This window comes from Streptomyces sp. NBC_00984, assembly GCF_045162475.1.
In the GTDB taxonomy this organism is placed as follows: Bacteria; Actinomycetota; Actinomycetes; order Streptomycetales; family Streptomycetaceae; genus Streptomyces.
This window is the reverse complement of the sequence record NZ_CP108734.1, coordinates 6,352,467-6,378,337: the sequence shown is the minus strand read 5'-3', so window position 1 is coordinate 6,378,337 and position 25,871 is coordinate 6,352,467. Positions and strand designations below refer to the sequence as shown.

Below are 25,871 nucleotides of genomic sequence, written 5' to 3'. Positions count from 1 at the left end.
TCTCGGGAGGGGCGGGCGGTGGTCAGAGCTCGATGCAGGTGCGCAGCGACTCGCCGGTCCGCATCTGGTCGAGTGCGTCGTTGATCCCGTCGAGCCGCACCCGGTGGGTGATCATCGATTCGAGGTCGATCCGCCCGGCCCGCCAGAGCGCGATGGCCCGTTCGTACGAGCGGAGCACATCGCCGCCCCCGTACATGGAGGGCAGGATCCGCTTCTCGTCGAAGAACAGCTCGAACATGTTGACCTGGAAGTTGTCGTCCATCGCGCCCGCGCCGACGATGCACAGGGTGCCGCCGCGCCGGGTGTGGTCGTACGCGGTGCGCGCGGTGGCCGATTTGCCGACGACCTCGAAGACGTAGTCGAAGCCCTCGCCCGCGGTGATCCGCTGCTTGGCGTCGGCGAACTCGTCGGGCGAGACCGCCTCGGTCGCGCCGAACCGCAGCGCCGCCTCGCGCCGGGAGGCGACCGGGTCCACGGCCACGATCTGGGCGGCGCCCTGCACCCTGGCACCCTGGATGGTGGAGATGCCGACGCCGCCGCAGCCGATCACGGCGACCGACGAACCGGCCTCCACCTGTGCGGTGTTGATGGCCGCGCCGAGTCCGGTGGTCACCCCGCAGCCGATCAGCGCGGCGATCTCGAACGGTACGTCGTCGGGGATCGGCACCGCGCAGCCCGCGCCGACGACGACCTCCTCGGTGAAGGTGCCGGTGCCCGCGAAGCCGAATACATCGCCACCGGGGCGCTTGAAGTTGGGCGTGCCCGCGTTCATGAAACCGGCCAGGCAGAGCTGGGTCTGGCCGCGCTTGCAGGACGGACATGCCCCGCAGGCGGGCAGCCAGCAGACCAGTACCCGGTCCCCCGCGCTCAGCCCGGTGACGCCGTCGCCGACGTCCAGGACCTCGCCGGCGCCCTCGTGGCCCGGGATGAACGGGGCGGGCTGCGGCAGCACCCCGCTCATCGCGGAGACATCGGAGTGGCACAGTCCGGTGGCCCTGATGCGGAGCCTGACCTTGCCGGGGCCGAAGCCCACCGCCTCGACGTCGTCGAGGACTTCCAGTTTGTCCTGGCCTATCTCCTGCAGTACGGCTGCGCGCATGGTGCGGCTCCCCTCATGGGCCTGCGGAACGTGGACCTGCGGAACGTGGGCTGCGGTCCTCTTGGAGTCGGTGCGGGTGCGGGTTCGGGTTCAGGAGTGCTCGACGAAGGTGTCGCCGAGGACCATGGCGTTGTCCCGCTCCACGGCTCTCACCTCGACCCGCACCTGGTCCTCGGCGGTCCACATCTCGATGCGGAGGGTCTCGCCGGGGAAGACGATCCCGGCGAACCGGGTGCGGTAGGAGCGGATACGGGTCACATCGCCGCCGAGGACCGTGTCGGTGACGGCCTTGAGCGTGATGCCGTAAGTGCACAGTCCGTGCAGGATCGGCCGGTCGAAGCCGGCGCGCGCGGCGAACTCCGGGTCGGCGTGCAGCGGGTTCCAGTCCCCGGAGAGGCGGTACAGCAGTGCCTGGTCCGGCCGGACCGGCCGCTCCACGACGTGGTTCGGGGCGATCACGGGATAGGCGGCCCGCCCGGACGGGCCGCGTTCACCGCCGAAGCCGCCCTCGCCCCGGACGTAGATCTGGGCGTCGTTGGTCCACAACGGGCCCTCTTCGTCGGCGGCCTCGGTGCGCAGCACCAGCACGGCCGCCTTGCCCTTGTCGTATACCGCGGCGACCTTCGAGGTCTGTACGGCGCTGCCCCGCACCGGGATCGGCCGGTGCACCCGTACGCTCTGCCCGCCGTGCAGGACGGCGGCGAGGTCGATGTCGACGCCGGGCGAGGAGAGCCCGCCGACGACACCCGTGCCCGCGCCCGCGACGGTGGCGAAGGAGGGCAGCACATGGAGCCGGGACTCCAGTGTGTAGCGCAGCTCGTGGGGGTCGACGGCGGGGTCGGCACGGCCGGGGCCGGAGCCGGCGCCGATCCCGAGGTGGTAGAGCTGGACATCCTTGTGGTCCCAGCCGATCCGGGTGGAGCGGGGTTCGGCGGCGAGAGCCTTTTCGGCATCAATGGGCATGGGAGAGCTGCTCCTTGATGGTGGGAAGACCTCGGCGCGGCCGTCCGCACCGTCGGCCGCACCGAGGTCGCGCGGGACCGGCCGCGACGCCTGTTCTAGAACGCGTTCTAGCCGATGAACCCATGTATAACGCAGCGCCCAGCAGTTGTGAAGACTGCTGCTGACGTGGCGTCAGATTCGTCCGCGGGCCGGCATCCGGTCATGACATATGTCATGGCGAAGTCCGTACACAGACATCTGCCGGGGACCCCGGCGGCCTCCGTAGCGTCGTGTTCATGATGCAGACAACGGGGAGCGGAGCCGCGGTGGTCCTCACCGGGGCGGTCAAGACCTTCGGCCGGGCGGGGCACGGTGTACGGGCCGTGGACGGGATCGATCTGTCCATCGGCCGCGGCGAGACCGTCGCCCTGCTCGGCCGCAACGGGGCGGGCAAGTCCACCACCATCCGGCTTCTGCTCGGCCTCGACCAGCCGGACTCCGGCACGGTGCGGGTGCTGGGGCGGAGCGCCGAGCACGCGGTGCGGGACGGCCTGGTCGGCGCCATGCTCCAGGACGGGCGGCCCATCCAGCGGGTCACCGTCCGCGAGCTGATCGCCTTCGTCGCCTCCACCTATCCGAAGCCGATGCCGGTGTCCGAGGCGCTCTCCCTGGCGGGCGTGACCGGCTACGCGAACCGGCGCATCGACAAGCTCTCCGGCGGCCAGACCCAGCGCGTCCGCTTCGCCGTCGCGCTGGCCGGCAATCCGGAGCTGATCGTCCTGGACGAGCCGACCGCCGCCCTGGACGTGGAGGCGCGCCGCACGTTCTGGGACTCGATGCGGGCCTATGCCCGGCGCGGCAACACCGTCCTGTTCTCCACCCACTACCTGGAGGAGGCCGACGAGAACGCCGACCGGATCGTCGTCATCGACCGGGGCCGGATCGTCGCGGACGGCACCGGCGACACGATCCGGGGCTCGGCCGGCAGCAGTCTCGTCTCCTTCGACCTGGCGGGCGGGCCGACCGGGGGCCTGGAGCTGCTGCCCGGTGTGGTCGCCGTCGAGGTGTCCGGGGACCGGGCGCTGCTGCACACCGACGACTCGGACGCCACCGTCAGGGAGCTGGCCCGCCTCGACGCGATCCGCAACCTCCAGGTCTCCCGGGCCACGCTGGAGGACGCGTTCCTCTCCCTCACGTCACCGGCCGCCGCTCCGCCCGTAACCGATTCCGAGAGGGAGACCGTCTGATGTTCCGCTACATCGTGCTCGAAATCCGCCGGACCCTGCGCGACGGCTTCTTCCTGATCTTCGGGACCGGGATGCCGGTGATGATGTATCTGCTCTTCACCAACATCGGCGGCGGCAACGACGTCGACGGCTGGAAGACCGCCTCGATGGTCGGCATGGCCGCGTACGGGGCGCTGGGCTCCGCCATGTCGATCGGTACGGGGGTCGCCTCCGACAAGACCCTCGGCTGGCTGGAGCAGTTGCGGGTCACCCCGCTCGCCCCCTCGCAGGCGGTCGTGGGCCGCGCGATCAGCGGTTCGGTGACGGTCCTGCCGACGATCCTGACGGTGCTGCTGGCCGGCGGGCTGCTCAACGGGGTGCGGCTGGACGCCTGGCAGTGGATCGCGCTGGCGCTGCTGCTGTGGATCGGCGCGCTGCCGTTCACCCTGCTCGGCCTCGGCAACGGCTACCGGCTCACCCCGCAGGGCACCGGGGTGGTCAACGTGGCCTGTCTGATGGGCTTCGCGATCGTCGGCGGGCTGTGGTTCCCGCTGGAGCTGCTGCCCGAGTGGCTGCGCTCCATCGGCAGGTTCACCCCGGCCAACCGCTTCGCCGACCTGGGCTGGGCGACCACCGAGGGACACGCGCCCGGCGCCGGCACGATCGCGGTGCTCTGCGGATGGCTCCTGCTGTTCGGTACGTACGCCGTGATCTCGTACCGTCGGTCCGCGAGAACCGTCTGACAGGAGTGGACATGCCCAGGAACCGAACGGGTACGCGTGCGGACGGGCGGCCGGGCCCGTGGAGGCGCCGGCGCAAGGGGGGCGAGGAGCGGCGCCCCGGCCCGCCGGGACCGTACACCCTGCTGCCCTGGCTGCTGATGGGCATGGGCTCCTTCTCCAATCTCTTCCAGGGCGAGGCACCCAATCCCTGGCTCGGCGGTCTCGGGCTGTTCACCTTCAACTCCCTCTACATCTCCGTGGTGTTCCGCGGCTTCGTCAAGGAGAAGCGCGAGAGCCCGGTGTCGTACTGGCTGCTCGCCGCGATGGCCACCGTCACGCTCGCGCTCGCGATCGGCTACGGCGGGAGCTGGCTGCTGTTCTTCCCGCTGCTCTCGCTGGCCTGCGGCACCATCCTGCGCAACCGGCAGCTGGCGGTCGGCGTGCTCTCGCTCGCCGCGGTCGCCACCTCGGTGGCGGTGTGGCGCGGCAACGGCAGCTCGGACCCGTGGACGATCGGTTACGGCACCTTCATCTCGGGTGCGGTGACTGCCGCGATCCTCACCCTCGCGGAGACCGTGATGGAACTGCGCACCACCCGGCAGGAACTGGCCCGCACCGCCGTCGAGAAGGAGCGGCTGCGCTTCTCCCGCGATCTGCACGATCTGCTGGGCCACACGCTCTCCGTGATCGTGGTCAAGTCGGAGGCCGCGCGCCGGCTCGCACCGCGCGACATGGACGCGGCGCTCACCCAGGTCGCCGACATCGAGTCCGTCGGCCGTCAGGCCCTCACCGAGATCCGGGAGGCCGTCACCGGCTACCGGGAGGGGAGCCTGGCCACCGAGCTCGACCGGGCCCGGTCCGCGCTGACCGCCGCCGGGATCGAGCCGGTGCTCCGCCGCTCGGGACCACCGCTCGCCCCGCAGGCGGAGGCGCTGCTGGGCTGGGTGGTGCGGGAGGCCGTCACCAACGTCGTACGCCACTCCGACGCGACGACCTGCTCGTTCGTGCTCGAAGGCACCGCCGAACGGGTCCGGCTCACGGTCACCGACGACGGCCGGACCCCGGCCGTGCCGCCCTCCCCGGGCATCGGGGGCACCGGCCTGAAGGGCCTCACCGAACGACTCGCCGCGGCCGGCGGCTCACTGGAGGCGGGCCGGGGCCCCGAGGCCGGTTTCGTGGTCACGGCGGAACTCCCGGCGGACGTGCCCGGGGAACCGGACGGTGACACGGGTGGGGCCCCGCTCTCCGTCCCGTGCCGGTGACCGATGCCGAGGCCCGGACGGTCGACCTGGAACTGGCCCCCACACGGTCGTCGATCGCCAGGGAATGCCGGCAGCGGCCGTAGCGGGGCGGGGAGGACGCTCCAGGGCACACCGCGCCCTAGTCTGTTCTCCGTGAACGAGATGCCGCAGGATCATCGTCCGACCAAGTCCGTACGGGTCCTGCTCGCCGAGGACCAGGGCATGATGCGCGGTGCGCTGGCCCTGCTGCTCGGTCTTGAGCCGGACATCGAGGTCGTGGCGCAGGTGGCCGCCGGGGACGAGATCGTGGGCGCCGCACTGGTGTCCCGCCCCGATGTGGCACTCCTGGACATCGAACTCCCGGGCCGCAGCGGGCTGGACGCCGCCGCCGATCTGCGCGAGGAGGTGCCGGACTGCCGGGTGCTGATCCTCACCACGTTCGGCCGCCCCGGCTATCTGCGCCGGGCGATGGAGGCCGGGGCGGCGGGGTTCCTGGTCAAGGACGGTCCCGTCGAGGAGCTCGCCACCGCGATCCGCCGGGTGCTCGGGGGCGAGACGGTGATCGACCCGGCCTTGGCCGCCGCCGCGCTCAGCGCCGGGCCGAGCCCGCTGACCGCGCGGGAACGGGACGCGCTGAACGCCTCGGTGGACGGGGCGACGGTCGCCGACATCGCGGCGAAACTGCATCTGTCCGAGTCGACGGTGCGGAACTATCTGTCGTCGGCCATCGGCAAGACGGGCACCCGCAACCGGATGGAGGCGGTCCGGGCAGCGCGGCAGCAGGGGTGGCTGTAAGGCCGTTCGCGCGGGTCGTGCCGGGCCCCGCGCGCCCGGCACGACCCGCGCGAAAGACCCTGCGGCCTGCGGCCGTGCGCCTCAGCGCCGGTCCGACCGGTGGCGGGGCAGCCAGAGTGCCATCAGCAGCAGTCCGCCCAGCAGTACCGTGCCGGCCGTCCGGAAGGCGAGTGCGAAGCCGGCCGTGAGCTCCTCCGGTCCGGTGCCGCCCGCGGTGCGGGCCGCCGCGACGGTGGAGAGCACGGCGAGACCGAGCGCACCGCCCATCGTGCGGGAGGTGTTGACGAGGCCGGAGACCAGACCGGATTCGCCGGGGGCCGCGCCGGCGATGGCCAGCGAGGCGAGCGGAGTGGCCGCCAGACCCGTACCGGCCATCATCAGGACGCCGGGCAGGCAGACCGAGGTGAGGTACGAACCGTCGGGTCCCATCGTGGACTGCCAGCCGAAGCCCGCGGCGGCGATGGCCGTACCGATGAGCGCCAGGTTCTTCGCGCCGGTCACGGCCATCGCCCGGGGCGCGCACTTCGAACCGAGGACGACGGCCAACGACGTGGGCATCAGGGCGAGTCCGGCCTCCAGCGGCGTGTAACCCAGCACGGCCTGGGCGTACACGGTCATGAAGTACCACATCGAGAACGTCGCCGAACCGATCACGAGCATCGCCGCGTTGGCCGACGTCACCGCCCGCGTCCCGAGCACCCGGAGCGGCATCAGCGGCTCCGCCGTCCGGGCCTCCACCGCCACGAAGACGCCCAGCAGGGCCACCCCGCCGAGCAGCGGCACCAGGGTCGCCGTCGCGGTCCACCCCGACTCCTCGGTCTGCACGATGCCGTACGCGACACAGCCCAGGCCCACCGTGACGAGTACCGCGCCCAGCAGGTCGATCCGCCGCCGGTCCCCGGCCCGGCCCTCCGCGAGCCGGACGGCGGCGCCGGCCAGGACGAGGACCCCGACCGGCACGTTGATCAGCAGCACCCAGCGCCAGGAGAGCAGATCGGTGAGCACCCCGCCGATCAGCCCGCCGGCCGCGCCGCCGCCCGCGCCGACGGCCATCCAGGTGCCTATGGCCTTCGTCCTGTCCGGGCCCTCGGGGACGGCGGTGGTGAGCAGGGTCAGGGTGGCGGGGGCGAGCACGGCGGCACCGAGCCCCTGTGCGGCGCGGGCGGCGAGCAGGTGCCAGCCCTCCTGGGCGAGCCCACCGGCCAGGGAGGCGGCGGTGAACAGGCCGAGGCCTACGAGGAACATCCGCTTGCGGCCGTAGATGTCCGCCGCGCGCCCGCCGAGGAGCATGAATCCGGCGAACGCGATCGAGTAGGCGTTGAGCACCCACTGGAGTCCGGCGGAGCTCATCTGGAGGTCGGAACGCATGGACGGCAGGGCGACGTTGACGACGGACACGTCGAGCACGACGAGGAACTGACCGACGCAGGCGGCGAGCACCGCCGCCCAGGCGTGGGTACTGGTCCGCTCTCGCGGCGGCACGGGCGTCTTGACGTCAACCATGCCCGTCATGCTCGCACCCGTGCTTCGCCCCGTACATCGGAATTCGGGTCTACCGCCGCAGCAGCGTCACCACCGCCGCTCCGCCGAGCCCGATGTTGTGGGCCAGGCCGACCCGGGCGTCCTTCACCTGCCGGTTCCCCGCCTCGCCCCGGAGCTGCCAGGTCAGTTCGGCGGCCTGGGCGATTCCGGTGGCGCCGAGCGGGTGCCCCTTGGAGATCAGCCCGCCGGACGGGTTGACCACCCAGCGGCCGCCGTACGTGGTGGCGCCGGACTCGACGAGCTTTCCGGACTCGCCCTCGCCGCACAGCCCGAGCGCCTCGTAGGTGAGGAGCTCGTTGATGGAGAAGCAGTCGTGCAGTTCGATGACGTCCAGGTCGGTGGCCGAGAGCCCCGACGCCTCGTAGACCCGCCGGGCGGCGGCCCGCGACATCGGCAGCCCCACCGCGTCGATGCAGGTCCCCGAGGCGAAGGACTCGCCGGTGTCGGTGGTCATGGCCTGGGCGACGATCTCCACCGCCCGGTCGCCCAGACCGTGGCTCTCGACGAAGCGTTCCGACACGACGACGGCGGCGGCCGCGCCGTCGGAGGTGGGTGAGCACTGGAGCTTGGTCAGCGGGCTGTGGATGGTCTTCGCGGCGAGGATCTCCTCGACCGTGTACGGGTCCTGGAACTGGGCGTACTGATTGTTCACCGAGTGCCGGTGGTTCTTGGCGCCGACGGCGGCGAGCTGTGCCTCGGTCGTCCCGTACCGCGCCATGTGCTCGCGGGCCGCGTTGCCGAATATCTGGGCGGTGGGCGGGCTCATCTCGAAACCGTGGGCGGCGGCCATGATCCCGTAGTGCCGGGCCACGGGTGACACCTTGAAGTCGGCGGCACCGCCGTCCGCGCCACCGCCGCCGAGTGCGCCGCGCGTCATCTTCTCGAAGCCGAGCGCGAGGACGCAGTCGCTGCCGCCGCCCTCGACGAACTGCCGGGCCATCATCAGGGCGGTGGAGCCGGTGGCGCAGTTGTTGTTGACGTTGTAGACGGGGACCCCGGTCAGGCCGAGTCCGTACACGGCGCGCTGACCGGCGGTGGAGGCCTGGAAGCAGTAGCCGACGACGGCCTGCTGGATCTGCTCGTACGCGAGGGAGGCATCGGCGAGCGCCGCCGTCCCGGCCTCCTTCGCCATGTCCCAGTACTGCCAGTCGCGCGTCTCGGGCTTCTCGAACTTCGTCATTCCGACACCGACGACGTACGCCTTCATGAGCTTCATGGGCTTCGCGTGCTTCTCGGGCTTCATGGCAAGTCCCTTCAATCGCGCGGGAGGCCGAGGATGCGCTCGGCGACGACATTGAGCTGAACCTGGGTGGTGCCGCCCGCGATGGTCAGGCAGCGGGACATCAGGAAGCCGTGCAGGACCCGCTCCCCCGGCCCCTCGCCGGCCGCGCCCGCCGGGCCGAGGAGTTCGAGGGCGAGTTCGGCGACCTTCTGCTGGTGGGTGGTCTGGACGAGCTTGCGGACGGAGGCTCCCGCGCCGGGTTCGAGCCCGGAGACCTGCCGCATCGTGGTCCGCAGTCCTATGCAGCCGAGCGCGTGGGCCTCGGCGGCGAGTGCTCCGATGCGGGCCCGGCAGGCGCCGTCGAGTTCGCCGGAGCGGGCGATCAGTGCCTCCAGGCCGGTGTCGAAGGTCACCTGGTCGGCCATGTGGACGCGTTCGTTGCCCAGGGTGTTGCGGGCGACCCGCCAGCCGCCGTCGGGCTCGCCCACGACGGCGTCGGCGGGCAGCAGGACGTCGTCGAAGTACACCTCGTTGAAGAGGGAGTCGCCGGTGATCTCCTTCAGCGGCCGGATGTCGATGCCCGGGGTGTTCTTCATGTCGACGAGGAAGTAGCCGATCCCCTGGTGCTTGGGGGCGTCCGGGTCGGTCCGGGCGAGCAGGATCCCGTGGTCGGCCCATTGGGCGGCGCTCGTCCACACCTTCTGTCCGTTGATCCGCCAGCCCTCCTCGGTCCGCTCCGCCCTCGTGCGGAGCGAGGCGAGGTCGGATCCCGCGCCGGGCTCCGAGAACAGCTGGCACCACAGGAGTTCGCCGCGCAGGGTGGGCAGCAGATAGCGGTCCTGCTGCTGGGCCGTCCCATGGGCGATGAGCGAGGGCACCACCCAGGTGGCGATCCCGAGGTCGCTCAGCCTCACCCCTTGTTCCGCCAATTCCCGTTGTATGGCCAGTTGTTCGACGGGGCCGGCGTCCAGGCCGTAGGGGGCGGGGAGGTGCGGGGCGGCGTAGCCGGTCGGGGCGAGGGCGCGGCGGGCGGCCTTCGGGTCGAGGCCGCGGGCGGCGGCGACGGCCTCGCGCGCGGCGGCCCGGTGGGCGGCGGCCCCGGCGGGGAGTTCGAGGGCGAGTTCGCGGCGCGCCCCGCCCTCGGCCAGCCGGACGGCCCGCAGCCGGTGGGTGTCGCCGGTTCCCAGCAACTGCCGCGCCACCAGGGCCCGGCGCAGATACAGATGGGCGTCGTGCTCCCAGGTGAAGCCGATGCCGCCGAGGATCTGGACGCAGTCCTTGGCGCAGCCGTACGCGGCGTCCAGCGCGTCCGACGCCGCGAGGGCGGCGACCATGGACCGTATGTCCGGGTCCGCCTCCTCGTCGGCGGCGCGGGCCGCGTCCCACACCAGCGCACGGGCCCGCTCGACCCGTACGAGCATGTCGGCGCAGAGGTGCTTGACGCCCTGGAACTGCCCGATGGGGCGGCCGAACTGCTCGCGGACCTTGGCGTGTTCGGCCGCGGTGTGCAGCGCCCTGGCCGCGGTTCCGCAGGCTTCCGCGGCGAGGAGGACGGCGGCGAGGTCGCGGACGCGCGTGGTGTCGGTCCGTACGAGGCGGGCGGCGGGGACGAGCACCCCCTCCGCATGGATCGAGGCGGTGGGCCGGGTCGGGTCGGCACCCCGGTGCGGGCGGGCGATCAGCCCTTCGGTGGCGGAGTCGACGGCGAACCAGAGGGTGCCGGTGGCCGATTCGGCGGGGAGGAGGAGCAGGTCGGCATCGGCGCCGGAGAGGACGGGCGGTGCCGTGCCGTCGAGCAGATGGCCGTCCCCGTGCTCGACGGCGGTGAGGGTGCCGGGGCCGAGGGCGACGGCGCCCACGCGCGCACCGTCCGCGAGCCCGCGCACCAGGTCGTGCGGCCCCGCCTCGCGCAGTACGGCGGAGGCGAGGGAACTCGACAGGTACGGGCCGGGGAGCGCGGCCCGGCCCGCTTCTTCGAGGACCACGGCCAGGTCGAGGAGCCGGCCGCCCCCGCCCCCGTACGCCTCGGGCAGATGGATGGAGAGCAGGCCCTGTTCCGCGAGCCCGTCCCAGTACCCGGGGCGCACGCCGGGGGTATCCGGGGCATCCGCGTCGAGCAGCTTGCGGATCTCCTGCGGTGGGACGGCGCGCGCCAGCCAGCCTCGTACGGCCTGCGCCAACTCCCCGTGTTCTTCGGTGATTCCGATGCCCATGCGGATCCTCGCCGGTCGCAGCCACTGGAACGGCGCAAGGGTAGAACACGTTCCATTCTGACGGAAGGTCAGATGACGGCCGGATCTTCGCTCCCCTCGAACCGAGTGCGCCTGGTGAAGACTGCCGGCCGGACTCGACAGGCCGTAGCCGCACCCTCGCGGGGCGGCGACGGGCCGGCTTCGGGTTCTACGGGCGGGCGTTCAGGGTCAGGGCGGGCAGGTCGGGTCGGGTCGGGTCGGGTCGGGTCGGGTCGGGTCGGGTCGGGTCGGGTCACATGAGCTTCCGGCGGCCGGTCTCCTTTCTGAGACCGCCCACGTTGATCGGCTGGAGGATGACGGTGATCGCGCCGACCGAGAAGTGCTGCACCGGAGCGCCGGTGTTTCGCCCGTGGAAACTGTGCGGCAGCGCCTGCCCGTTGGTCGGGTCCGTGCCCGCCGTATACATGTCGACGATGCCCTCGTGCCCCTGGCGGGCCTTTGCGTCGGTGCCGTCCGCGGCCTGCTCCACGGTGATGCGGTCATCGCCGTCCACGGCGACCACGGCCGCCACGTGGTAGGGCCACCCGCTGGTGTTGGCGGGCAGCTCGTAATCCTCGTCCCACGCGGTCTCCACGATGGCGAACGCCTGGCCGGGGGCCGGCCGCTCCTCGCCGTTCGCGTGCGGGCCGCCGGGCCTGGCATGCGCGTAGGCCAGGGCGCCCTCCGCGTTTTCCCTTTCACCCAAGCCGAACTGGCGGCCCCCCAAGGCGAATTCGCTGGCGTCCTGCCCTAGGGCCAGCCGCTGCTGGTGCATGATCTCCTCGGCGGTGTGGGCACAGTCCGCGAGGAAGGACGTCGACGGCTCGTACTCCGCGTACGTGCGCCCCCCGATGTCCCCGCTCTGCCCGGTCGGCGTGCAGTACCTGGGCGCCGGGGCGTTCTCCGCAACCCAGATGACGGTGGTGTCCGCCCCGGGAGTGACGGTCATGAGATAGAGGCCGTTCTCCGAGACCCGTGCGGACCCCAACTCCACGGTGTTGACCTGGGAGAAGCGCTGGAGGACCGTCGCGTCGGTGCCGCGCGCCGTGCCCCGGGCCATGGCGTCTGCTTCCCGCTGTACGGGGGCGCCTTGGAGGCCCTGGTCGCTCTGCTCGGGCGTCCGCCTCATCACCCGGACCGCGTTGGCCTCGGCCTCGCGCTCGAAGCGGTCGCCGGGGTCGGAGACGCTCAGCCCCGACCCGTTGTCCGTACCGGCCACCGGCCCCCGGCGCTGCTGGATGACGTGCGTCAGCTCATGGGCGAGGGTGTGCTTGTCGCCGCCGCCGTCGCCGATGACGACATGGCTGCCGGAGGTGTACGCACGGGCACCCACCTCGGCAGCGGAGTCGCGGGCCGCGGAGTCGGTGTGCAGGCGGACGTCGGAGAAGTCGGCTCCGAGGCGGGATTCCATTTCCTGGCGCAGCGGTCCGTCCAGCGGCTTGCCCGGCGCGCGCAGCACGTCGTGCACGGCGGAGCGCTGCACCGGCTCCGCCGTGGGCTGTTCGTGGCCGCAGCCCGCGCCGTGCTGGTGCCGGTCCCGCTGGAGCATACGGACGACGGCCTCGTTGCCGATGGTGCGCTGCAGCTCGAGAAGCTCATCGGGCACCCGACTGCTCGGGGCCTCCCCCGGCCGCGCGGCCGCGCTCTGGGCGGGGCGCTGCGGCTGCTTTTCGTTCTTTTTCGGCTCTTGCGCGTGCATGGACTTCCGCTCGTAGGGCTGGCAGTTTCGCTGTGCTCTCCCTACCTACCCGGTGCAGTGGTCGCGGGTAAGGGATGTACGGGCACGATGCGGTAGCCCGTATGGGCAGCGCGTCCGCCTGGCGGGTATCGGCGGGGGCTGCCCGGGGCGTGGGTACGACCAGCGCGCTCCGGGCCCGCTTCAGCCGGCGTGCCCGCTGCAGCGCCGCCTCCGCCTGCCGCTGACGGGGGAAGACGCACAGCCGGTCGGTGAGGTGCGAGACGGCCGAATAGGCGCGGTTGAAGTGGAGTTGGGGGTCACGGTCGAGGGCGAGGCGGACGTGCGCGCATGCCTCGTCGAGGTACCCGCATGTCATCAAGACCGGCACCAACTCCTACCGGCTGGACGCCACCCGCGCCGACGCCAAGCAGCAAGCTGCTGCCGGCTGCCCCCGCCGGCCTGTGCGAGCTCGCCCTCCACGCCCTCGACCGAATCGTCTCCGAGCCGTCCGAGCTCGTTGAACTCCGGTGTGGAGCCGACGAGGACGGCCCTTGGCGAGCGCCCTTCTCCCAGTTGCGGAACGCTCTCCTGCCACAGGCTCCGGGAGAACAGCTCAACCTGGTCCGACGCACCCCGCCCGAGGCCTGTTCCGCACCTCCTCAACTCCCAACAGACCGCCGATTGCGCAACGTATCGTGAGATGTTCTGGCCTTCGTCTGCCCAAATGAAGGTTGCGAATCGCAGGTCACCAGGGACAGTTCTCGCAGCGTTCAGTCGGACAGGGCACGAGTGCGCCGTCGTGCGCCGTCGTGCCCCGTTCGTACCGCGTTCACCGGAATACCTTGGACGCAGAGAAGGTTTCAGCCTGCACACACTTGGCGGTCGGCGCTGCCCGCCCGCACCGCCCGCACGCCTCTTCCAGACCCTCGATCACGCCGCCCGGAGGCCGCACGCATGCCACAGACGACGAACGAACAGCACGCCGGGGAACTCCCCGATCCGCGGCCGCGCAAGGCGGGCGGCGGGGTCGTCCCCGTGCTCGCCTTCGCGGGTATCACCGTCGCGGTGATGCAGACCCTGCTCGTCCCCGTCATCAAGGACCTGCCCGCCCTTCTGCACACCGACCCGTCGAACGCCACCTGGGTGATGACCGCGACGCTGCTCGCGGGGGCCGTCGCCACCCCGATCATGGGGCGGCTCGGTGACCTCTACGGCAAGCGGAAGATGCTGCTCGCCAGTCTCGCCGTGATGGTGATCGGCTCCCTGATATGCGCCTTCACCGAAGATCTCGTGGTCATGATCGTGGGACGCGCCCTCCAGGGCTTCGCCATGGGCGCCATCCCGCTGGGCATCGGCATCATGCGCGACGAGCTGCCGCGCGAACGGCTCGGCTCGGCGATGGCGCTGATGAGCTCCTCGATCGGGGTCGGCGGCGGCCTGGCGCTGCCCGCCGCCGCGCTGGTCGCCCAGCACTCCGACTGGCACACCCTGTTCTTCGGCGCGGCCGGTCTCGGTGTGCTGTCGATGGCGCTCACCGTCCTGGCCGTACCGGAGACCACGCTGCGCGCTCCCGGCAGCTTCGACCTCGTCGGCGCGCTGGGGCTCTCGCTCGGACTGGTCTGCCTGCTGCTGCCCATCACCAAGGGCAGCGACTGGGGCTGGACCTCGGGCAGCACGCTCGGACTGATCGCCGCCGCACTGGTGATCCTCGTCCTGTGGGGCCTGTTCGAGCTGCGCAGCCCGGCCCCGCTGGTCGATCTGCGGACCACGGCCCGGCGCGAGGTGCTGCTCACCAACCTCTCCTCGATCATGGTCGGGGTCGCCTTCTACGCCGTCTCGCTGGTCCTGCCGCAGCTGCTCCAGCTGCCGACGTCGACGGGGTACGGCCTCGGGCAGTCGATGGTGGTCGCGGGGCTGTGCGTGGCGCCGCTCGGCCTGACGATGATGTTCGTCGCCCCGCTGTACGCCCGGCTCTCCGCCCGCCGGGGCCCCAAGGTCTCCCTGATGCTCGGCATGCTGATCATCGCGATCGGTTACGGGGCGGGGCTGGGGCTGATGAGCGCCGCCTGGCAGACCGTGGTGATCGCGGTGATGCTCGGGGCCGGCATCGGGCTCGCGTACTCCTCGCTGCCCGCGCTGATCATCGGGGCCGTCGATCCGTCCGAGACCGGTGCGGCCAACGGCCTGAACACCCTGATGCGGTCGATCGGCACCTCGGTGTCGAGCGCCGTGATCGGCATGGTGCTGGCCAACACCTCGGTGCACGCGGGCGGGGTGCCGCTGCCCTCGATGGAGGGGTTCCGGATCTCGTTCCTGATCGCGACGGGCGCGGTGGTGATCGGGCTGGTGCTGGCCTCGTTCCTGCCGTCGCAGCGCGACGCGATGCGCCCGGCGCTGCTGGCGAGCAGCGACGAGGACGCCCCGGCCCCGGTGCCGGGCGCCTCCCGCCCGGTCGCCGGTTCGGGCGGCTTCCGCGGCCGGGTGCTGGACGCGGACGGCGCCCCGGTGGCCCGCGCCAATGTCACGCTGATCGACCACCGGGGCCGACAGGCCGGTCTCACCGTGGCGGACGAGGAAGGCCACTACACGCTGGCCGCCCCGCACGGCGGCAACTTCGTGCTGGCCGGTTCGGCCACTGGGCACGCGCCGAACGCCCGCCCGGCCGCCTACCCGGGCGACGGTCTGCCGGTCGACGCCGATCTGGTGCTGGGCGTCAGCGCACCGGAGCGTCGAACCGCGGTGTCGTCATGAGCAGATGAGAGACGTCCGACCCCACCGCGAGCTCCTGCGGCTGCGCGCCGCGGGTGAACAGCCGGGCGGGTCGGGCGCCCTGCACCTGGGCCTGGCGTCCGTCGACCCGCAGCCATGACCCTTCGCGCAGGCCGAGCACCGGCACGTCGTTCTCCTCCAGGAATTCGGTGAGCCGCTCCTCGCGGGTCTCGCCCTTGTGGGTGCTGGCCGGGTCCGGGTCCAGGTAGTGCGGGTTGATCTGGAACGGGACGAGGGCGAGCGTCTCGAAGGACGGCGGCTGCACGATGGGCATGTCGTTGGTGGTACGCAGGGTGGGCGCCGCCATGTTCGTCCCCGCGCTGGCCCCCATGTACGGCAGCCCGTCCCGCACCGCCTCGGTCACGGCGTCCCGCAGCCCGGTCCGGTACAGCGCGCTCAGCAGCCGGAAGGAGTTGCCGCCGCCGATGAACACGGCGTCGGACGCGGCGAGTTCGGCGACCGGGTCGGCGTTCTCATGGACCCCGCGGACACTGATGCCGGACGGTGCGAGAGCCTCGCGGACGCGTGCGGTGTACGCGGTGTAGTCGGCGAGCGCGTAGGGGACGAAGGCCAGCCGGGCGCCGGAGGGCAGGAACGCGGTGACGGTGTCGAGCGCGTGCTCCAGATAACCGCGGCCGTGCTGGGTGGAGTTGGAGAGCAGCAGCAGATTCATGGGGTTCCTCTTGGTTCTCTTCCGGTTCATCGGTCGGTACGGGGGCGACGGGTGCGGGACTTCGGGCGCTGCGGGGGGTGGGTGAGCCGCCGCTCCAGCAACTGGGCCGCGTGGCGCAGCGCGTCGAGCCGGTCCTGCGGCGCGCCCTCGAAGAGTTCCTCGGCGCCGCCGAGGCTGAGGCTGCCGTACGGTTCGCGCCCGAGGAAGACCGGTACGGCGACGGTCGCGATGCCGGTGTCGTACTCGCCGACCGTAAAGGCGTACCCCTGGGCGCGGACCTTGAGGAACTCCTCCTCCAGCCGGTCCGGGTCGGTGACCGTCCGGTCGGTGAAGCGGGCCATCGGGCGGCCCCGGAAGAGCCGGTGGCGCTGCTCGTCGGGCAGGTACGCGTAGTACGACTTGCTGGTCGCTCCGGCGTGCGCCGGGTAGAGCTCGCCGACCAGCGGGTAGTAGCGCAGCGGCCCGGCCTCCCCTTCCTCCGCGGCGACGCACCGCATGTGGAAGCTGTCCGGCAGGCAGAACAGGACGGTGTCGCCGGTGACCCTGCGCAGCTCCTCCAGGACCGGCCCGGCCAGCAGCTCCAGCGATCCGGAGCGCTCCCAGAGTCTGCCCAGGCGCAGCACGGCGGGGCCGATGCGGTAGCGGCGGGTGACCGGGTCGGAGACCAGGAAGCCGCGCCCGGCGAGGGTGGCGAGCAGCCGCTGGGCCACCGAGGTGTCCCAGCCGAACTCCTCGGCGACCTCGGTGACGCCCCAGTCGGGTCTGGTCCGCTCGAAGGCGAGCAGCACGAGAAGCGCCCGGTCGACGGTTTGCAGGGCTCCGGCGGGGGTGCGCCGGTCCAGATCGAAGTCCGCCATCGTCATCTCACCATTCAGACCTGAATTGCAAATAACGGGAAACAGTTGCGTTCAACGCTATCCGATCCCGAATGTGGCCTCAGCACCCCGCCCCGCGCTTCCCCGTCGAGGGCCGGCGCCGGCCCGGGTGCCCGGATGAGCGAGAAAGGCCCCCCATGTTGAAGTACGTGCTGGACATCGTCGATCTCCTGGACGATCCCCAGGTCAATGGCAAGACGGTCGTCGAGTACCTCGACTCCGTGAGCGGGACCGAGGGCTCGTCCGCGAAGGTCACCACGGTCGTCGGCGAGCAGGGCTCGACGGACTTCGTGATGGTCCGCATCCCGGGCGCCCGAGGGCGTACGTCCGGGGGCAGTGCCCGCACGCTGGGCGTGGTGGGCCGGCTCGGCGGCATCGGCGCCCGGCCCGAGGTGACCGGCCTGGTCTCCGACGCCGACGGCGCGGTCTCGGCCATCGCCACCGCCGCCAAGCTGCTCGACATGCGCCGCCGCGGCGACGTGCTGCCCGGCGATGTGATCGTCGCCACCCACATCTGCCCGAACGCGCCGACCGAGCCGCACGACCCGGTGCCGTTCATGGGCTCGCCCGTGGACATCGCCACCATGAACCGCCACGAGGTGACCGGCGAGATGGAGGCCGTGCTCTCCATCGACACCACCAAGGGCAACCGGATCATCAACCACAAGGGCCTCGCCCTGTCGCCCACCGTCAAGGAGGGCTGGGTGCTCCGGGTCAGCGAGCAGCTCGGCGAGCTGCTCGCCGTGGTGACCGGTGAGCCGTTGGTCACGTACCCCGTGACCACGCAGGACATCACCCCGTACGGTAACGGGGCACACCACATCAATTCGATCCTTCAGCCCTCCACCTCGACGGCCGCCCCGGTCGTCGGGCTGGCCATCACCTCGGCCGCCGCGGTGCCGGGCTGCGGTACGGGCGCGAGCCACGAGGCGGACATCGCGTCCGCCGCCCGCTACGCCGTGGAGGTCGCCAAGGCCTTCGGCAGCGGCCAACTGGACTTCCACGACGCGGTGGAGTTCGACAACCTCGTCAACCGCTACGGGTCGCTGGCACACCTGCAGACCTTCGGCCGTACACCCCAGGAGTCCTGATGGCAGCCACCCCGCAGGCCGAGGCCGTGGCCCCCGAGGCCAAGGCCATCGGCAGCGACGACTACTCGCTGTCCCGCGTCCCGCGCGACAAGCGCTTCGGCTTCTGGTCGATGCTGCTCCAGTGGCTGGCCCAGTCCGGCTCGATCTCGCAGTTCACCCTCGGCGCCACCATCGGCGTCGGCATGACCTTCGGGGACGCCTTCCTCGCCTTCACGCTCGGCGCGGTGATCCTGGAGGTCGTGATCTTCGCGATCGGCCTGGCCGGTATGCGCGAGGGCCTGGCGACGCCGATGCTGACCCGCTGGGTCGGCTTCGGCCGCAACGGCTCGGCGCTGGTCAGCTTCGTCATCGCGGTCAGCCTGGTCGGCTGGTTCGGCGTCCAGAACACGATCTTCGGCAACAGCGTCTCGGCGCTGGTCGGCGGCCCGTCCTGGATGTGGTGCGTGCTGGCGGGCATCGCCATCACCGCGCTGGTGATCTTCGGCTTCAAGTACATGGCCGTCTTCGCCAAGATCGTGACGCCGCTGTTCTTCGCGATGGTCGCCTGGTCGATCGTCTCGACACTGAAGGACCACTCGTTCAGCGAACTGATCCACTCGCCGCCGCCCGGCCAGACGATCCCGCTCGCCGTCGCCGCCACCGCCATCGCGGGCGGCTACATGACCGGCGCGATCGTGTCCCCGGAGATGACCCGGTACAACCGGAAGGGCTCGCACGTCTTCCTGCAGAGCGCCTCGTCGATGATCCTCTCCGAGTACATCGTCGGCCTGACCGGTGTGCTCCTGGGCCACCTGGTCAAGAGCAACGAGGTCTCGCACATCGTGCTCTCCACCTCCGGCGCCTTCGGCGTGATCGTGGTCCTGATGTCCACCGCCAAGATCAACGACTGGAACCTGTACGGCTCCTCGCTCGGCGTCGTCAACTTCTTCCAGGTCGTCTTCGGCAAGCGGGTCCACCGCGGCGCGGTCACGATCGTCCTCGGCGTCGCGGGCACGGCCCTGTCGGCGGTCGGGATCATGACCCACTTCACCGAGTTCCTCTCGATCCTCGGCGTCGCCATCCCGCCGATCGGCGGCATCATCGTGGCCGAGTACTGGGTCGTCAAGCGGATGCGCAAGCCGCTGGACGAGACCCGGGAGTCGGAGACCCTGCCGAAGTCCTCGCCGACCTGGGTGCCGATGTCCATCGCCATCTGGATCGCGGCGTTCTGCGTCGGCAAGTTCTACGACGGCGGCATCCCGGCCCTGAACTCGCTGGCCACCGCCTTCATCCTGTACAGCGTCCTCGGCCTGCTGGGCTGGGTGAAGCCGTACGGCACCTCCACCCTGGACGACGAGGACGACACCGCCGCCCCCGCCGCCCCCGCGACAACCCCTGTGGGAGCAGCATGACCCCCCTCGACCCCACCGCCCCCTCCTTCGTCCCGGCGTCCGACGAGGCCCAGGACGAGGTCATCGAACTCTGCGCCGAACTGATCAGGTTCGACACCTCCAACCCCACCAGCAACGAGCGCGCGAGCGCCGACTGGGTGGTGGGCCGCCTCGCCGAGGTGGGCATCGAGTCCGAGCTGGTCGAGTCCGCCCCGGGCCGCGCCAATGTCGTCGCCCGGATCGCCGGAACCGACCCGGAGCGCGGTGCCCTGCTGGTCCACGGCCATCTGGACGTGGTCCCCGCCGACGCCTCCGAGTGGCAGGTCCCGCCGTTCTCCGGCGAGATCCGCGACGGCTATCTCTGGGGCCGCGGCGCGATCGACATGAAGGACACGGTGGCCGTCATGCTGGCGACCGCCCGCCACTTCGCCCGCACCGGCACCAGGCCCTCGCGCGACCTGGTCCTCGCCTTCCTCGCCGACGAGGAGGCGGGCGGGAAGTTCGGCGCCCACTGGCTGGTCGAGCACCGCCCGGAACTCTTCGCCGGGGTCACCGAGGCGATCGGCGAGGGCGGCGGCTTCTCCTTCGCCATCGACAACACCCGTCGCCTCTACCCGATCGAGAACGCCCAGCGCGGCATGGCCTGGATGGAGCTCACCGCCACCGGCCGGGCCGGCCACGGCTCGTCCCCCAACGACGAGAACGCGGTCACCGACCTCGCCGAGTCCCTCACCCGGATCGGCCGCGAGACCTTCCCCGTCCGGCTGATCGAACCGGTCCGCGCCCTGCTCGAAGAGGCCGCCCGCCTCTACGGTGTCGAGTTCGACGAGAACGACATCGAGGGCAGCCTCGCGAAGCTGGGCCCGGTCTCCGACTTCATGCAGGTGGTGCTCCGCAACTCCGCGAACCCCACCATGTTCGACGCCGGCTACCAGACCAACGTCATCCCCGGAAAGGCGACCGCCCGGGTGGACGGCCGCTTCCTGCCCGGCCACGAGCAGGAGCTGATCGACACCATCGACAAGCTCCTCCTCCCCTCGGTCAGCCGCGAGTGGGTCAACCACGACATCGCGCTGGAGACCACGTTCGACGGCCCGTTGGTCGACGCCATGTGCGAGGCCGTGCGCGCCGAGGACCCGGACGGCCACCCCGTCCCGTACTGCAATCCGGGCGGCACCGACGCCAAGGCCTTCACCCACCTCGGCATCCGCTGCTTCGGCTTCAAGGGCCTCAAGCTCCCGCACGACCTGGACTACGGCCGGCTCTTCCACGGCGTGGACGAGCGCGTCCCGCTGGAGGGCCTGCGCTTCGGCGTCCGCGTCATGACCCGACTCTGGCAGAGCTGCTGACCTCCATATCGCATCCCTGCCAGGGGCGCCCCGACCCGGGCTCACCCCACGTACGCCCCCGCCGCACACGCATCGCGTCCGGCGGGGGCATACGTCATTGCGCCCGGAACCTGACGTGCCCCGTAGGCCCCGCCCGCCGTGCTCGGTACCCGGGTGCCCCGAGTCGACTGCCCGTGGTGGCCGCTGCGCTCGGCACCAGAGGGAAGCGGACAAGGATCGTGCGTCACGTGGTGGCGCTGTCGACACAACGCGGTGGCAGCGCATCCGTGGGACGTACCTGTACACCAACCCGTGGTGTGTCCTGCGCGGTCGCGCGGCGAACGTGGCAAATCACTTCCCGCTGTCTCGGCGCGAGTTGATCGCGCGGGGTGAGGCGAACCCGGATGCGGCGAAGCATCTTCGCCCTCTGTGCGTGACGTGTCACAACGGCGAGACCGCGCGCAATCAGCCGGGCGGATTCGCTGCTGAGGTTCGCTCTCGGCATGAAGCGTCTGAGCGTCCGCCGTTCTGACCAGGGGGTGCCCCCTTGCCCCTCTCGCTGCTGAGCGGCAGGGAGGCAAAAAGCTCGCGCCGCAGCTACCGCCCTTTGCGCGGGGAGGCTCCGCGCTGTCCACATGACCGACTCACGACCTATGGGAGGGGTGAGGGAATGGCAGACCCGATGCGTAAGACACCGCCGCTACAGGTGATCCGCGAGGGCAACCCCGGCAAGCGCCCCGTTTCCGAGGGTGTGCGGGTTCCGACCGCCGAGCTGTCCGAACCGGACTGGACGGACACGTTCGCGGACGTGCCCGGAGATCAGTGCGCGGTGAACGCCCGTTGCCGGGAAGTCGCTTCACGCGAGTGGCGCAGGGTCGTCCCGGTACTGGAGTTCACGGCCGGTATCGGCGCCGTGGATACCACCACACTGACGGATTACTGCATCTGTGTTGCCCGTATCGACCAGTGCGAGCGCCCCGACTTGGGGCGTGGCGGGGCTCTCGCTACGCCGGGACTAGCTCGGGCCGAACCGTCTCGCGTGCGCGCTCGTACAGGGCTTGGGCGTCATGGTTCCGGGCGTGGGGGCGAATGAGGTTGAACATGTCCGTCATCCGCTTGTCGATGCGCCCCGAGTTGACCAGCGGGTAATCGTCCAGCGCGAGCCCCCACGTTTGGCACGCGGCTTCGAGATGTCCCACAGCCAGTTGCCGCTCGGCGAGGATCGCCCGCTCCTTGACGCGAGTACGCCGGTAGACGCTGTCTCGAAGCCTGTCCGACTCCTGCATGGCAGCAACAGCGCCGTGCACGTCGCCCATTTCGAACCGGACCTGGCTGGTGTGGTAATTGAGTGATGCGGGGGCGTACGAGCCGAACGCCTTCCCACGAGACTCCGCCTTGTCCATGGCGACTTCGGCCTCCTGCAAGTAGACGAGCGCGGAGCGCCGGTCGCCGACCTGTGCGGACGCATGTGCCTGCTGGCCGGCGAGAAAGGCACGCATTCGCGGACCGGCCTGGGGAGAGGAAGCCGCCGCAGCATCCGCGAGCCGCATGGCCATCGGCCCTTGTCCCAGGTCCACCGCCTGCACGCTCATGCCCCGAAGCGTGGTGCAGTACGTAAGGTGGTCCTCCGACGCTCCCGCAAGCTCCAGTGCTTTCAGGTAGTAGCGCTGTGCGAGCCCGTGCAGACCCTCGTCAACCGCCATGTATCCGGTGAGGTAGCAGAGATCGGAAGCCGCGGACATCATGGCTTTGCGTACGTCCTCGGGGCCGTCCGTCCTGAGGAACGGAGCGACCGTGTTCACCAGGAAGGTTGCGGCGAGGGGGCGAGCAGTTCGGCCTCCGGACTGGTCGTCCATTGACGAGAGCTGCTCTGTCATGGCAGAAACCGTGTGCACATCGGACATGCCGATGCGGGTCCGGCTGCCTATCTGCGCAGCTTCCATGCGCCCCACCACGTCCGGCCAGTTAGGCACTGTCAGTGCGACGGAGAACAGAGCGACGCTGAGCACGCTACGGCGGGAGGGGTCCATGTCCAACCGTCCGAGATCAATGATCCCGTCAACCGTGCTGGACGGTGTTGCCTCCGTCCCGTCCTCGGGATCCGGGAAGCCGACTTCCGCATACGTGACGGGCCGCCCGAGGCGCCGGGCGAACGCTTCCAAGATCAACGGCCGGGCATCCTCGCGCGGCACGCTCCCGCTCAACCACTGGTGAACGGAAGGCGCATGGTACTGCTTCGGGGTGCCGCGCTCAGTCCCAACCCGGTTGATCGCTTGCGCGCACTGCCGCAGCGCCCATCCAGTCTCGCGGAACAGCCGCTCCAGTGCTGTGTTCGCCTCGCTGGTGCCCACGGTCGTTCAACTCCCCACGCACGACTGCGTTAAGCGCTTAACGCTCTTAATCCTTGTGCGCTTCACAACAGTACCGCCGGGGGTGATTACGCGGTTGCCTGGAGCGAACAGTCGGGTTCGCAGCGGAAGGAACAGGCGAGTGAATGCAGAGCCGGTACCGCCCTCCGAGGGGGCGCTGATGCGGGACACGAGCCGTAGCCGAATCGGAGAGTTCCGTGGGCTCGCCGGCCCGTACTGGTCGCTGCGGCCGGTCGGTGGTGGTGCCGAATGGGAAACCGAGCCCGAGTGGGTTCGCGCACTGACCCCCGCCGAACGACTCAGCGTCGAGACCGCTTTGCGGAATCTCAGAAGCAGCCGGGGCGGGCTGTGAGCACGGCTCCCAACGTGCCGAAACAGTTCCTGGTCGAAGTGCACGCGGGCGACGACCGTCTATCTCGGCGGAACCCTCACGGCGACTCCGCGGCTTGCGCTCCGGTGACTCCGGGGACAAGCCGACCGGCTTGCGCACGGGCTGGGCCCGGATCCTGCCGACAGTCCGTGGATTCCCTCGGTCGTGTTACGGCCGGTGCCCCGTCCGTGCGCGACGCACCCACCGAGTTACGTGCGTGGGCCGACGACGACGAGCGCCAGGACGACGCATTGCACCAGCTCGCCACGGGGGCCAAGTTCGAGTTCGTTGCCAGGGACAGGACCGGTTGGTATGGGCTCACCGCTCGCCCCTTGCTCATACCGGAATCCATGCAGGCACCGGCCCGCTCCAACTAGCCCGGCGGGAAAGCAGCCACTTTCCCGCCGGACCGTGCACCCGAGGACCCACCGACACAGAAGAGGCGATCACTCATGGCAGCAACAACTTTATCGGCGCTCCGGTTCGCATGGCTGGAGGTGACCGGGCTTTGTCAGGAGACCTGTTCACACTGCTACGCGGACAGCGGACCCAAGGGAACGCACGGGACCATGACCGTGGCCGACTGGTTGAGCGTGATCGATCAGCTTGCCGACATGGGCACGGTGGCGGACGTGCAGTTCATCGGCGGGGAACCGACCCTGTACCCGAACCTGCCCGAGCTGATCGAGCACGCGCACGGGCGAGGGCTCGGCATCGAGGTGTTCTCGAACATGGCGCACATCCGGGACGCTCTGTGGGACGCGTTCACGCAGTACGGCGTCAAGCTCGCCACGTCGTACTACTCGGACACCGCCGCCGAGCACGACCAGGTGACCGGGCTCCGCGGTTCGCACCGCAAGACGCGCGCCAACGTCGAGAAGGCTTTGAAACTCGGCATCGCCATGCGGGGCGGGGTTGTCGCGGTGCGCAGCGGACAGCGTGTCGAGGAAGCGGCGCAGGACCTGGTGTCGCTCGGCGTTCCGCAGGTGGGCGGGGATCGGACCCGCGCGTTCGGGCGGGCCAGTCAGGGGGCCGCGCCCACGATCGAGGATCTGTGCGGGCACTGCGCACATGAGAAGTGCGCCATCGGTCCCACGGGCGACATGTGGCCGTGCGTCCTCGGGCGGTTCCTCACCATGGGCAACGTCAAGGCCACTCCCGTGGCCGAGGTCTGGAACGGCGCACAGGCAGCGCGGGTCACTGCGGACATCGCGGCCGTGCACGGAACCGGAGTTCAGTCGTGCACCCCGCCGCAGTTCCTTCCCATGTGCGGCCCGTGTGGGCCCTGCGTCCCTTCCGTGGGGCACTGTGACCCACGAGAGGCAAGCAACGCGGGGGCGTCTGCCATCGGCGCACCCGCCTAACAGGTACAGGAGACAGCGAACATGCACGATCACGGAGACGACTTCGGCGCGTGGTGCGGAGATGCGGGAAGCGCCACCGTACACCGGAGCGAGGAGGAGTGGCTTTCCGTAGCACGGTACGTCCGACACGCCGCTGGCAAGCTGCTGCCGCAACCCCTGCCGCTGTGCCTGCCCGGCGAACCGCAGCAGTGCGGACGAGCTGCACAACAGCACGTGTTGGCATGGGGCGCCGTGCTCAAGGCTGCCGCGCAACACGTGATCGAGGATGCCTCGCCGGCTCCTGCACACGCGCACTACACGGGACACACCCTGTACCAGCGTTCCTTGGCCGAGCTGCGAGGACAGACCGCAAGCCCGAACGGGCCCGAGAACGGGAACGGGTAGCGCCCGCGCGAGAGCGGTCCGCCTGCCCGGTACTGGAAGCAAGTAGGCGGACGACCCCGACCGGACAAGCCTTGGTAGGGACAGGCGTGCCCCCTCCCCGCCCTGGTCCGCCCCGCGAGATGTGAGCCAGTCCGATCATGACGGACTGCTGTCTTTCAGGGGTGCCGCGCCTTCGCCCGCGCGGTGAGGGTACCGAGCCCTGTCCGTGCTGCCTTCACGTGGTGCATGGGCGGGGTACGGCTGGGACGTCGTGGAAGTCCGACCGGGCCGCGTCCAGGTGCTGCCGCACCTCTGGGCCGAAGTGCTGCTCGCCGATCCCGTCGCCGCTGGAAATCGACCAGGCCAGTCCCCGGGAGTCGAGGAAGCCGTTCACCGCGGACAGCTCCTCGATGTGCCGCGCGAGCTAAAGCGGAGCTGCGGCGCCACCGTCACCAGGCCGTCGGCCTCCGGGGAGCGCGGGGCGGCCGCGCCCCCCGCCGACTCCTTCGGCGGGGGCGTACGGCACGATGGGGCGCCGTCGAACGCGTACCCGTCCCCACCAGGAGGAACCCGTGCCCGCCGAGTCCGTCGTCGAGCCCGC

The 25,871-nt window shown here is 70.8% G+C and carries 20 protein-coding genes; 10 read left to right on the top strand and 10 right to left on the bottom strand.

Translation table 11 applies throughout. The annotated features are described in order from the left end of the window. Window positions 1-22 precede the first annotated feature (22 nt). Window positions 23-1,099, bottom strand: coding sequence for a Zn-dependent alcohol dehydrogenase (locus OG520_RS28525; protein WP_406015084.1), 1,077 nt, complete (start codon window positions 1,097-1,099; stop codon window positions 23-25). 90 nt (window positions 1,100-1,189) lie between these two features. Beyond that, entirely contained in the window at window positions 1,190-2,062 is an 873-nt protein-coding gene (locus tag OG520_RS28520; protein WP_399326262.1) for a MaoC/PaaZ C-terminal domain-containing protein, read from the bottom strand. A 305-nt stretch (window positions 2,063-2,367) separates the two neighbouring features. Here OG520_RS28520 and OG520_RS28515 point away from each other — a divergent pair, with 305 nt between their 5' ends. The 4 genes from OG520_RS28515 to OG520_RS28500 all read left to right on the top strand — a co-directional run bounded on the left by OG520_RS28515 (window position 2,368) and on the right by OG520_RS28500 (window position 6,025). Then, entirely contained in the window at window positions 2,368-3,288 is a 921-nt protein-coding gene (locus OG520_RS28515) for an ABC transporter ATP-binding protein (RefSeq protein ID WP_406016590.1), read from the top strand. Continuing rightward, window positions 3,288-4,010, top strand: coding sequence for an ABC transporter permease (locus tag OG520_RS28510; protein WP_399326264.1), 723 nt, complete (start codon window positions 3,288-3,290; stop codon window positions 4,008-4,010). The genes OG520_RS28515 and OG520_RS28510 overlap by 1 nt, the downstream gene beginning before the upstream one ends. A gap of 11 nt (window positions 4,011-4,021) precedes the next feature. After that, complete coding sequence (locus tag OG520_RS28505) at window positions 4,022-5,251, top strand: sensor histidine kinase (protein WP_406015083.1); 1,230 nt, start codon at window positions 4,022-4,024, stop codon at window positions 5,249-5,251. A 141-nt stretch (window positions 5,252-5,392) separates the two neighbouring features. Beyond that, window positions 5,393-6,025: a response regulator gene (locus OG520_RS28500; RefSeq protein ID WP_406016589.1), complete on the top strand. Its 633-nt coding sequence runs from the start codon at window positions 5,393-5,395 to the stop codon at window positions 6,023-6,025. An 81-nt stretch (window positions 6,026-6,106) separates the two neighbouring features. Here OG520_RS28500 and OG520_RS28495 read toward each other — a convergent pair whose 3' ends face one another. The 4 genes from OG520_RS28495 to OG520_RS28480 form a co-directional block, all read right to left on the bottom strand. Continuing rightward, window positions 6,107-7,537: an MFS transporter gene (locus OG520_RS28495; protein ID WP_406015082.1), complete on the bottom strand. Its 1,431-nt coding sequence runs from the start codon at window positions 7,535-7,537 to the stop codon at window positions 6,107-6,109. Window positions 7,538-7,577: 40 nt separating this feature from the next. Then, a complete protein-coding gene (locus OG520_RS28490) occupies window positions 7,578-8,774 on the bottom strand; it encodes a lipid-transfer protein (RefSeq protein WP_406016588.1) in 1,197 nt (398 codons plus the stop codon). 47 nt (window positions 8,775-8,821) lie between these two features. Next, window positions 8,822-11,002 (bottom strand): acyl-CoA dehydrogenase, encoded by a 2,181-nt coding sequence (locus OG520_RS28485; RefSeq protein ID WP_406015081.1) that lies wholly within the window; start codon window positions 11,000-11,002, stop codon window positions 8,822-8,824. A 271-nt stretch (window positions 11,003-11,273) separates the two neighbouring features. Next, window positions 11,274-12,719, bottom strand: a complete 1,446-nt coding sequence (locus OG520_RS28480; RefSeq protein ID WP_406015080.1) for a DUF4157 domain-containing protein — start codon at window positions 12,717-12,719, stop codon at window positions 11,274-11,276. Window positions 12,720-13,652: 933 nt separating this feature from the next. Between OG520_RS28480 and OG520_RS28475 the strand changes: the two genes are divergently transcribed. After that, entirely contained in the window at window positions 13,653-15,449 is a 1,797-nt protein-coding gene (locus OG520_RS28475; protein ID WP_406015079.1) for an MFS transporter, read from the top strand. On the opposite strand, the gene pepE is transcribed toward OG520_RS28475, so the two are convergent. Both pepE and OG520_RS28465 read right to left on the bottom strand, forming a co-directional pair. Then, a complete protein-coding gene (pepE, locus tag OG520_RS28470; protein ID WP_406015078.1) occupies window positions 15,412-16,140 on the bottom strand; it encodes a dipeptidase PepE in 729 nt (242 codons plus the stop codon). The two genes, OG520_RS28475 and pepE, sit on opposite strands and share 38 nt — an antisense overlap. Before the next feature lie 26 nt (window positions 16,141-16,166). Then, window positions 16,167-16,997 carry an IclR family transcriptional regulator gene (locus tag OG520_RS28465; protein ID WP_266425906.1) on the bottom strand — a complete coding sequence of 277 codons (831 nt, stop codon included), beginning with the start codon at window positions 16,995-16,997 and terminating at the stop codon, window positions 16,167-16,169. Window positions 16,998-17,152: 155 nt separating this feature from the next. Between OG520_RS28465 and OG520_RS28460 the strand changes: the two genes are divergently transcribed. From OG520_RS28460 to OG520_RS28450, 3 genes are read left to right on the top strand one after another with little or no spacing between them, the layout of a single operon-like run. Further along, on the top strand, window positions 17,153-18,106 hold the full coding sequence (locus tag OG520_RS28460; protein WP_399326279.1) for a DUF1177 domain-containing protein: 954 nt from the start codon (window positions 17,153-17,155) through the stop codon (window positions 18,104-18,106). Beyond that, a complete protein-coding gene (locus OG520_RS28455; protein WP_266419841.1) occupies window positions 18,106-19,497 on the top strand; it encodes a cytosine permease in 1,392 nt (463 codons plus the stop codon). The genes OG520_RS28460 and OG520_RS28455 overlap by 1 nt, the downstream gene beginning before the upstream one ends. Continuing rightward, window positions 19,494-20,825 carry a M20/M25/M40 family metallo-hydrolase gene (locus tag OG520_RS28450; protein ID WP_406015077.1) on the top strand — a complete coding sequence of 444 codons (1,332 nt, stop codon included), beginning with the start codon at window positions 19,494-19,496 and terminating at the stop codon, window positions 20,823-20,825. Before OG520_RS28455 ends, OG520_RS28450 begins: the two co-directional genes overlap by 4 nt. A gap of 983 nt (window positions 20,826-21,808) precedes the next feature. On the opposite strand, the gene OG520_RS28445 is transcribed toward OG520_RS28450, so the two are convergent. After that, a complete protein-coding gene (locus OG520_RS28445; RefSeq protein WP_406015076.1) occupies window positions 21,809-23,155 on the bottom strand; it encodes a tetratricopeptide repeat protein in 1,347 nt (448 codons plus the stop codon). Window positions 23,156-23,333: 178 nt separating this feature from the next. Here OG520_RS28445 and OG520_RS28440 point away from each other — a divergent pair, with 178 nt between their 5' ends. Together OG520_RS28440 and OG520_RS28435 are read left to right on the top strand one after the other, a co-directional pair. Next, on the top strand, window positions 23,334-23,525 hold the full coding sequence (locus OG520_RS28440; protein WP_266425903.1) for a hypothetical protein: 192 nt from the start codon (window positions 23,334-23,336) through the stop codon (window positions 23,523-23,525). Between the two features lie 470 nt (window positions 23,526-23,995). Then, complete coding sequence (locus tag OG520_RS28435) at window positions 23,996-24,907, top strand: radical SAM protein (protein ID WP_406015075.1); 912 nt, start codon at window positions 23,996-23,998, stop codon at window positions 24,905-24,907. A gap of 598 nt (window positions 24,908-25,505) precedes the next feature. Here the strand turns inward: OG520_RS28435 and OG520_RS28430 are convergent. Further along, complete coding sequence (locus OG520_RS28430; RefSeq protein ID WP_406015074.1) at window positions 25,506-25,664, bottom strand: hypothetical protein; 159 nt, start codon at window positions 25,662-25,664, stop codon at window positions 25,506-25,508. Between the last annotated feature and the right edge of the window lie 207 nt (window positions 25,665-25,871).

Bases quoted from the DNA above. Each gene is read 5' to 3' on its own strand.
- OG520_RS28525 (WP_406015084.1), bottom strand. From the start codon at position 1,099: ATGCGCGCAGCCGTACTGCAGGAGATAGGCCAGGACAAACTGGAAGTC.
- OG520_RS28520 (WP_399326262.1), bottom strand. From the start codon at position 2,062: ATGCCCATTGATGCCGAAAAGGCTCTCGCCGCCGAACCCCGCTCCACC.
- OG520_RS28510 (WP_399326264.1), top strand. From the start codon at position 3,288: ATGTTCCGCTACATCGTGCTCGAAATCCGCCGGACCCTGCGCGACGGC.
- OG520_RS28505 (WP_406015083.1), top strand. From the start codon at position 4,022: ATGCCCAGGAACCGAACGGGTACGCGTGCGGACGGGCGGCCGGGCCCG.
- OG520_RS28500 (WP_406016589.1), top strand. From the start codon at position 5,393: ATGCCGCAGGATCATCGTCCGACCAAGTCCGTACGGGTCCTGCTCGCC.
- OG520_RS28495 (WP_406015082.1), bottom strand. From the start codon at position 7,537: ATGACGGGCATGGTTGACGTCAAGACGCCCGTGCCGCCGCGAGAGCGG.
- OG520_RS28490 (WP_406016588.1), bottom strand. From the start codon at position 8,774: ATGAAGGCGTACGTCGTCGGTGTCGGAATGACGAAGTTCGAGAAGCCC.
- OG520_RS28485 (WP_406015081.1), bottom strand. From the start codon at position 11,002: ATGGGCATCGGAATCACCGAAGAACACGGGGAGTTGGCGCAGGCCGTA.
- OG520_RS28480 (WP_406015080.1), bottom strand. From the start codon at position 12,719: ATGCACGCGCAAGAGCCGAAAAAGAACGAAAAGCAGCCGCAGCGCCCC.
- OG520_RS28475 (WP_406015079.1), top strand. From the start codon at position 13,653: ATGCCACAGACGACGAACGAACAGCACGCCGGGGAACTCCCCGATCCG.
- pepE (WP_406015078.1), bottom strand. From the start codon at position 16,140: ATGAATCTGCTGCTGCTCTCCAACTCCACCCAGCACGGCCGCGGTTAT.
- OG520_RS28465 (WP_266425906.1), bottom strand. From the start codon at position 16,997: ATGGCGGACTTCGATCTGGACCGGCGCACCCCCGCCGGAGCCCTGCAA.
- OG520_RS28460 (WP_399326279.1), top strand. From the start codon at position 17,153: ATGTTGAAGTACGTGCTGGACATCGTCGATCTCCTGGACGATCCCCAG.
- OG520_RS28455 (WP_266419841.1), top strand. From the start codon at position 18,106: ATGGCAGCCACCCCGCAGGCCGAGGCCGTGGCCCCCGAGGCCAAGGCC.
- OG520_RS28450 (WP_406015077.1), top strand. From the start codon at position 19,494: ATGACCCCCCTCGACCCCACCGCCCCCTCCTTCGTCCCGGCGTCCGAC.
- OG520_RS28440 (WP_266425903.1), top strand. From the start codon at position 23,334: ATGCGGGACACGAGCCGTAGCCGAATCGGAGAGTTCCGTGGGCTCGCC.
- OG520_RS28435 (WP_406015075.1), top strand. From the start codon at position 23,996: ATGGCAGCAACAACTTTATCGGCGCTCCGGTTCGCATGGCTGGAGGTG.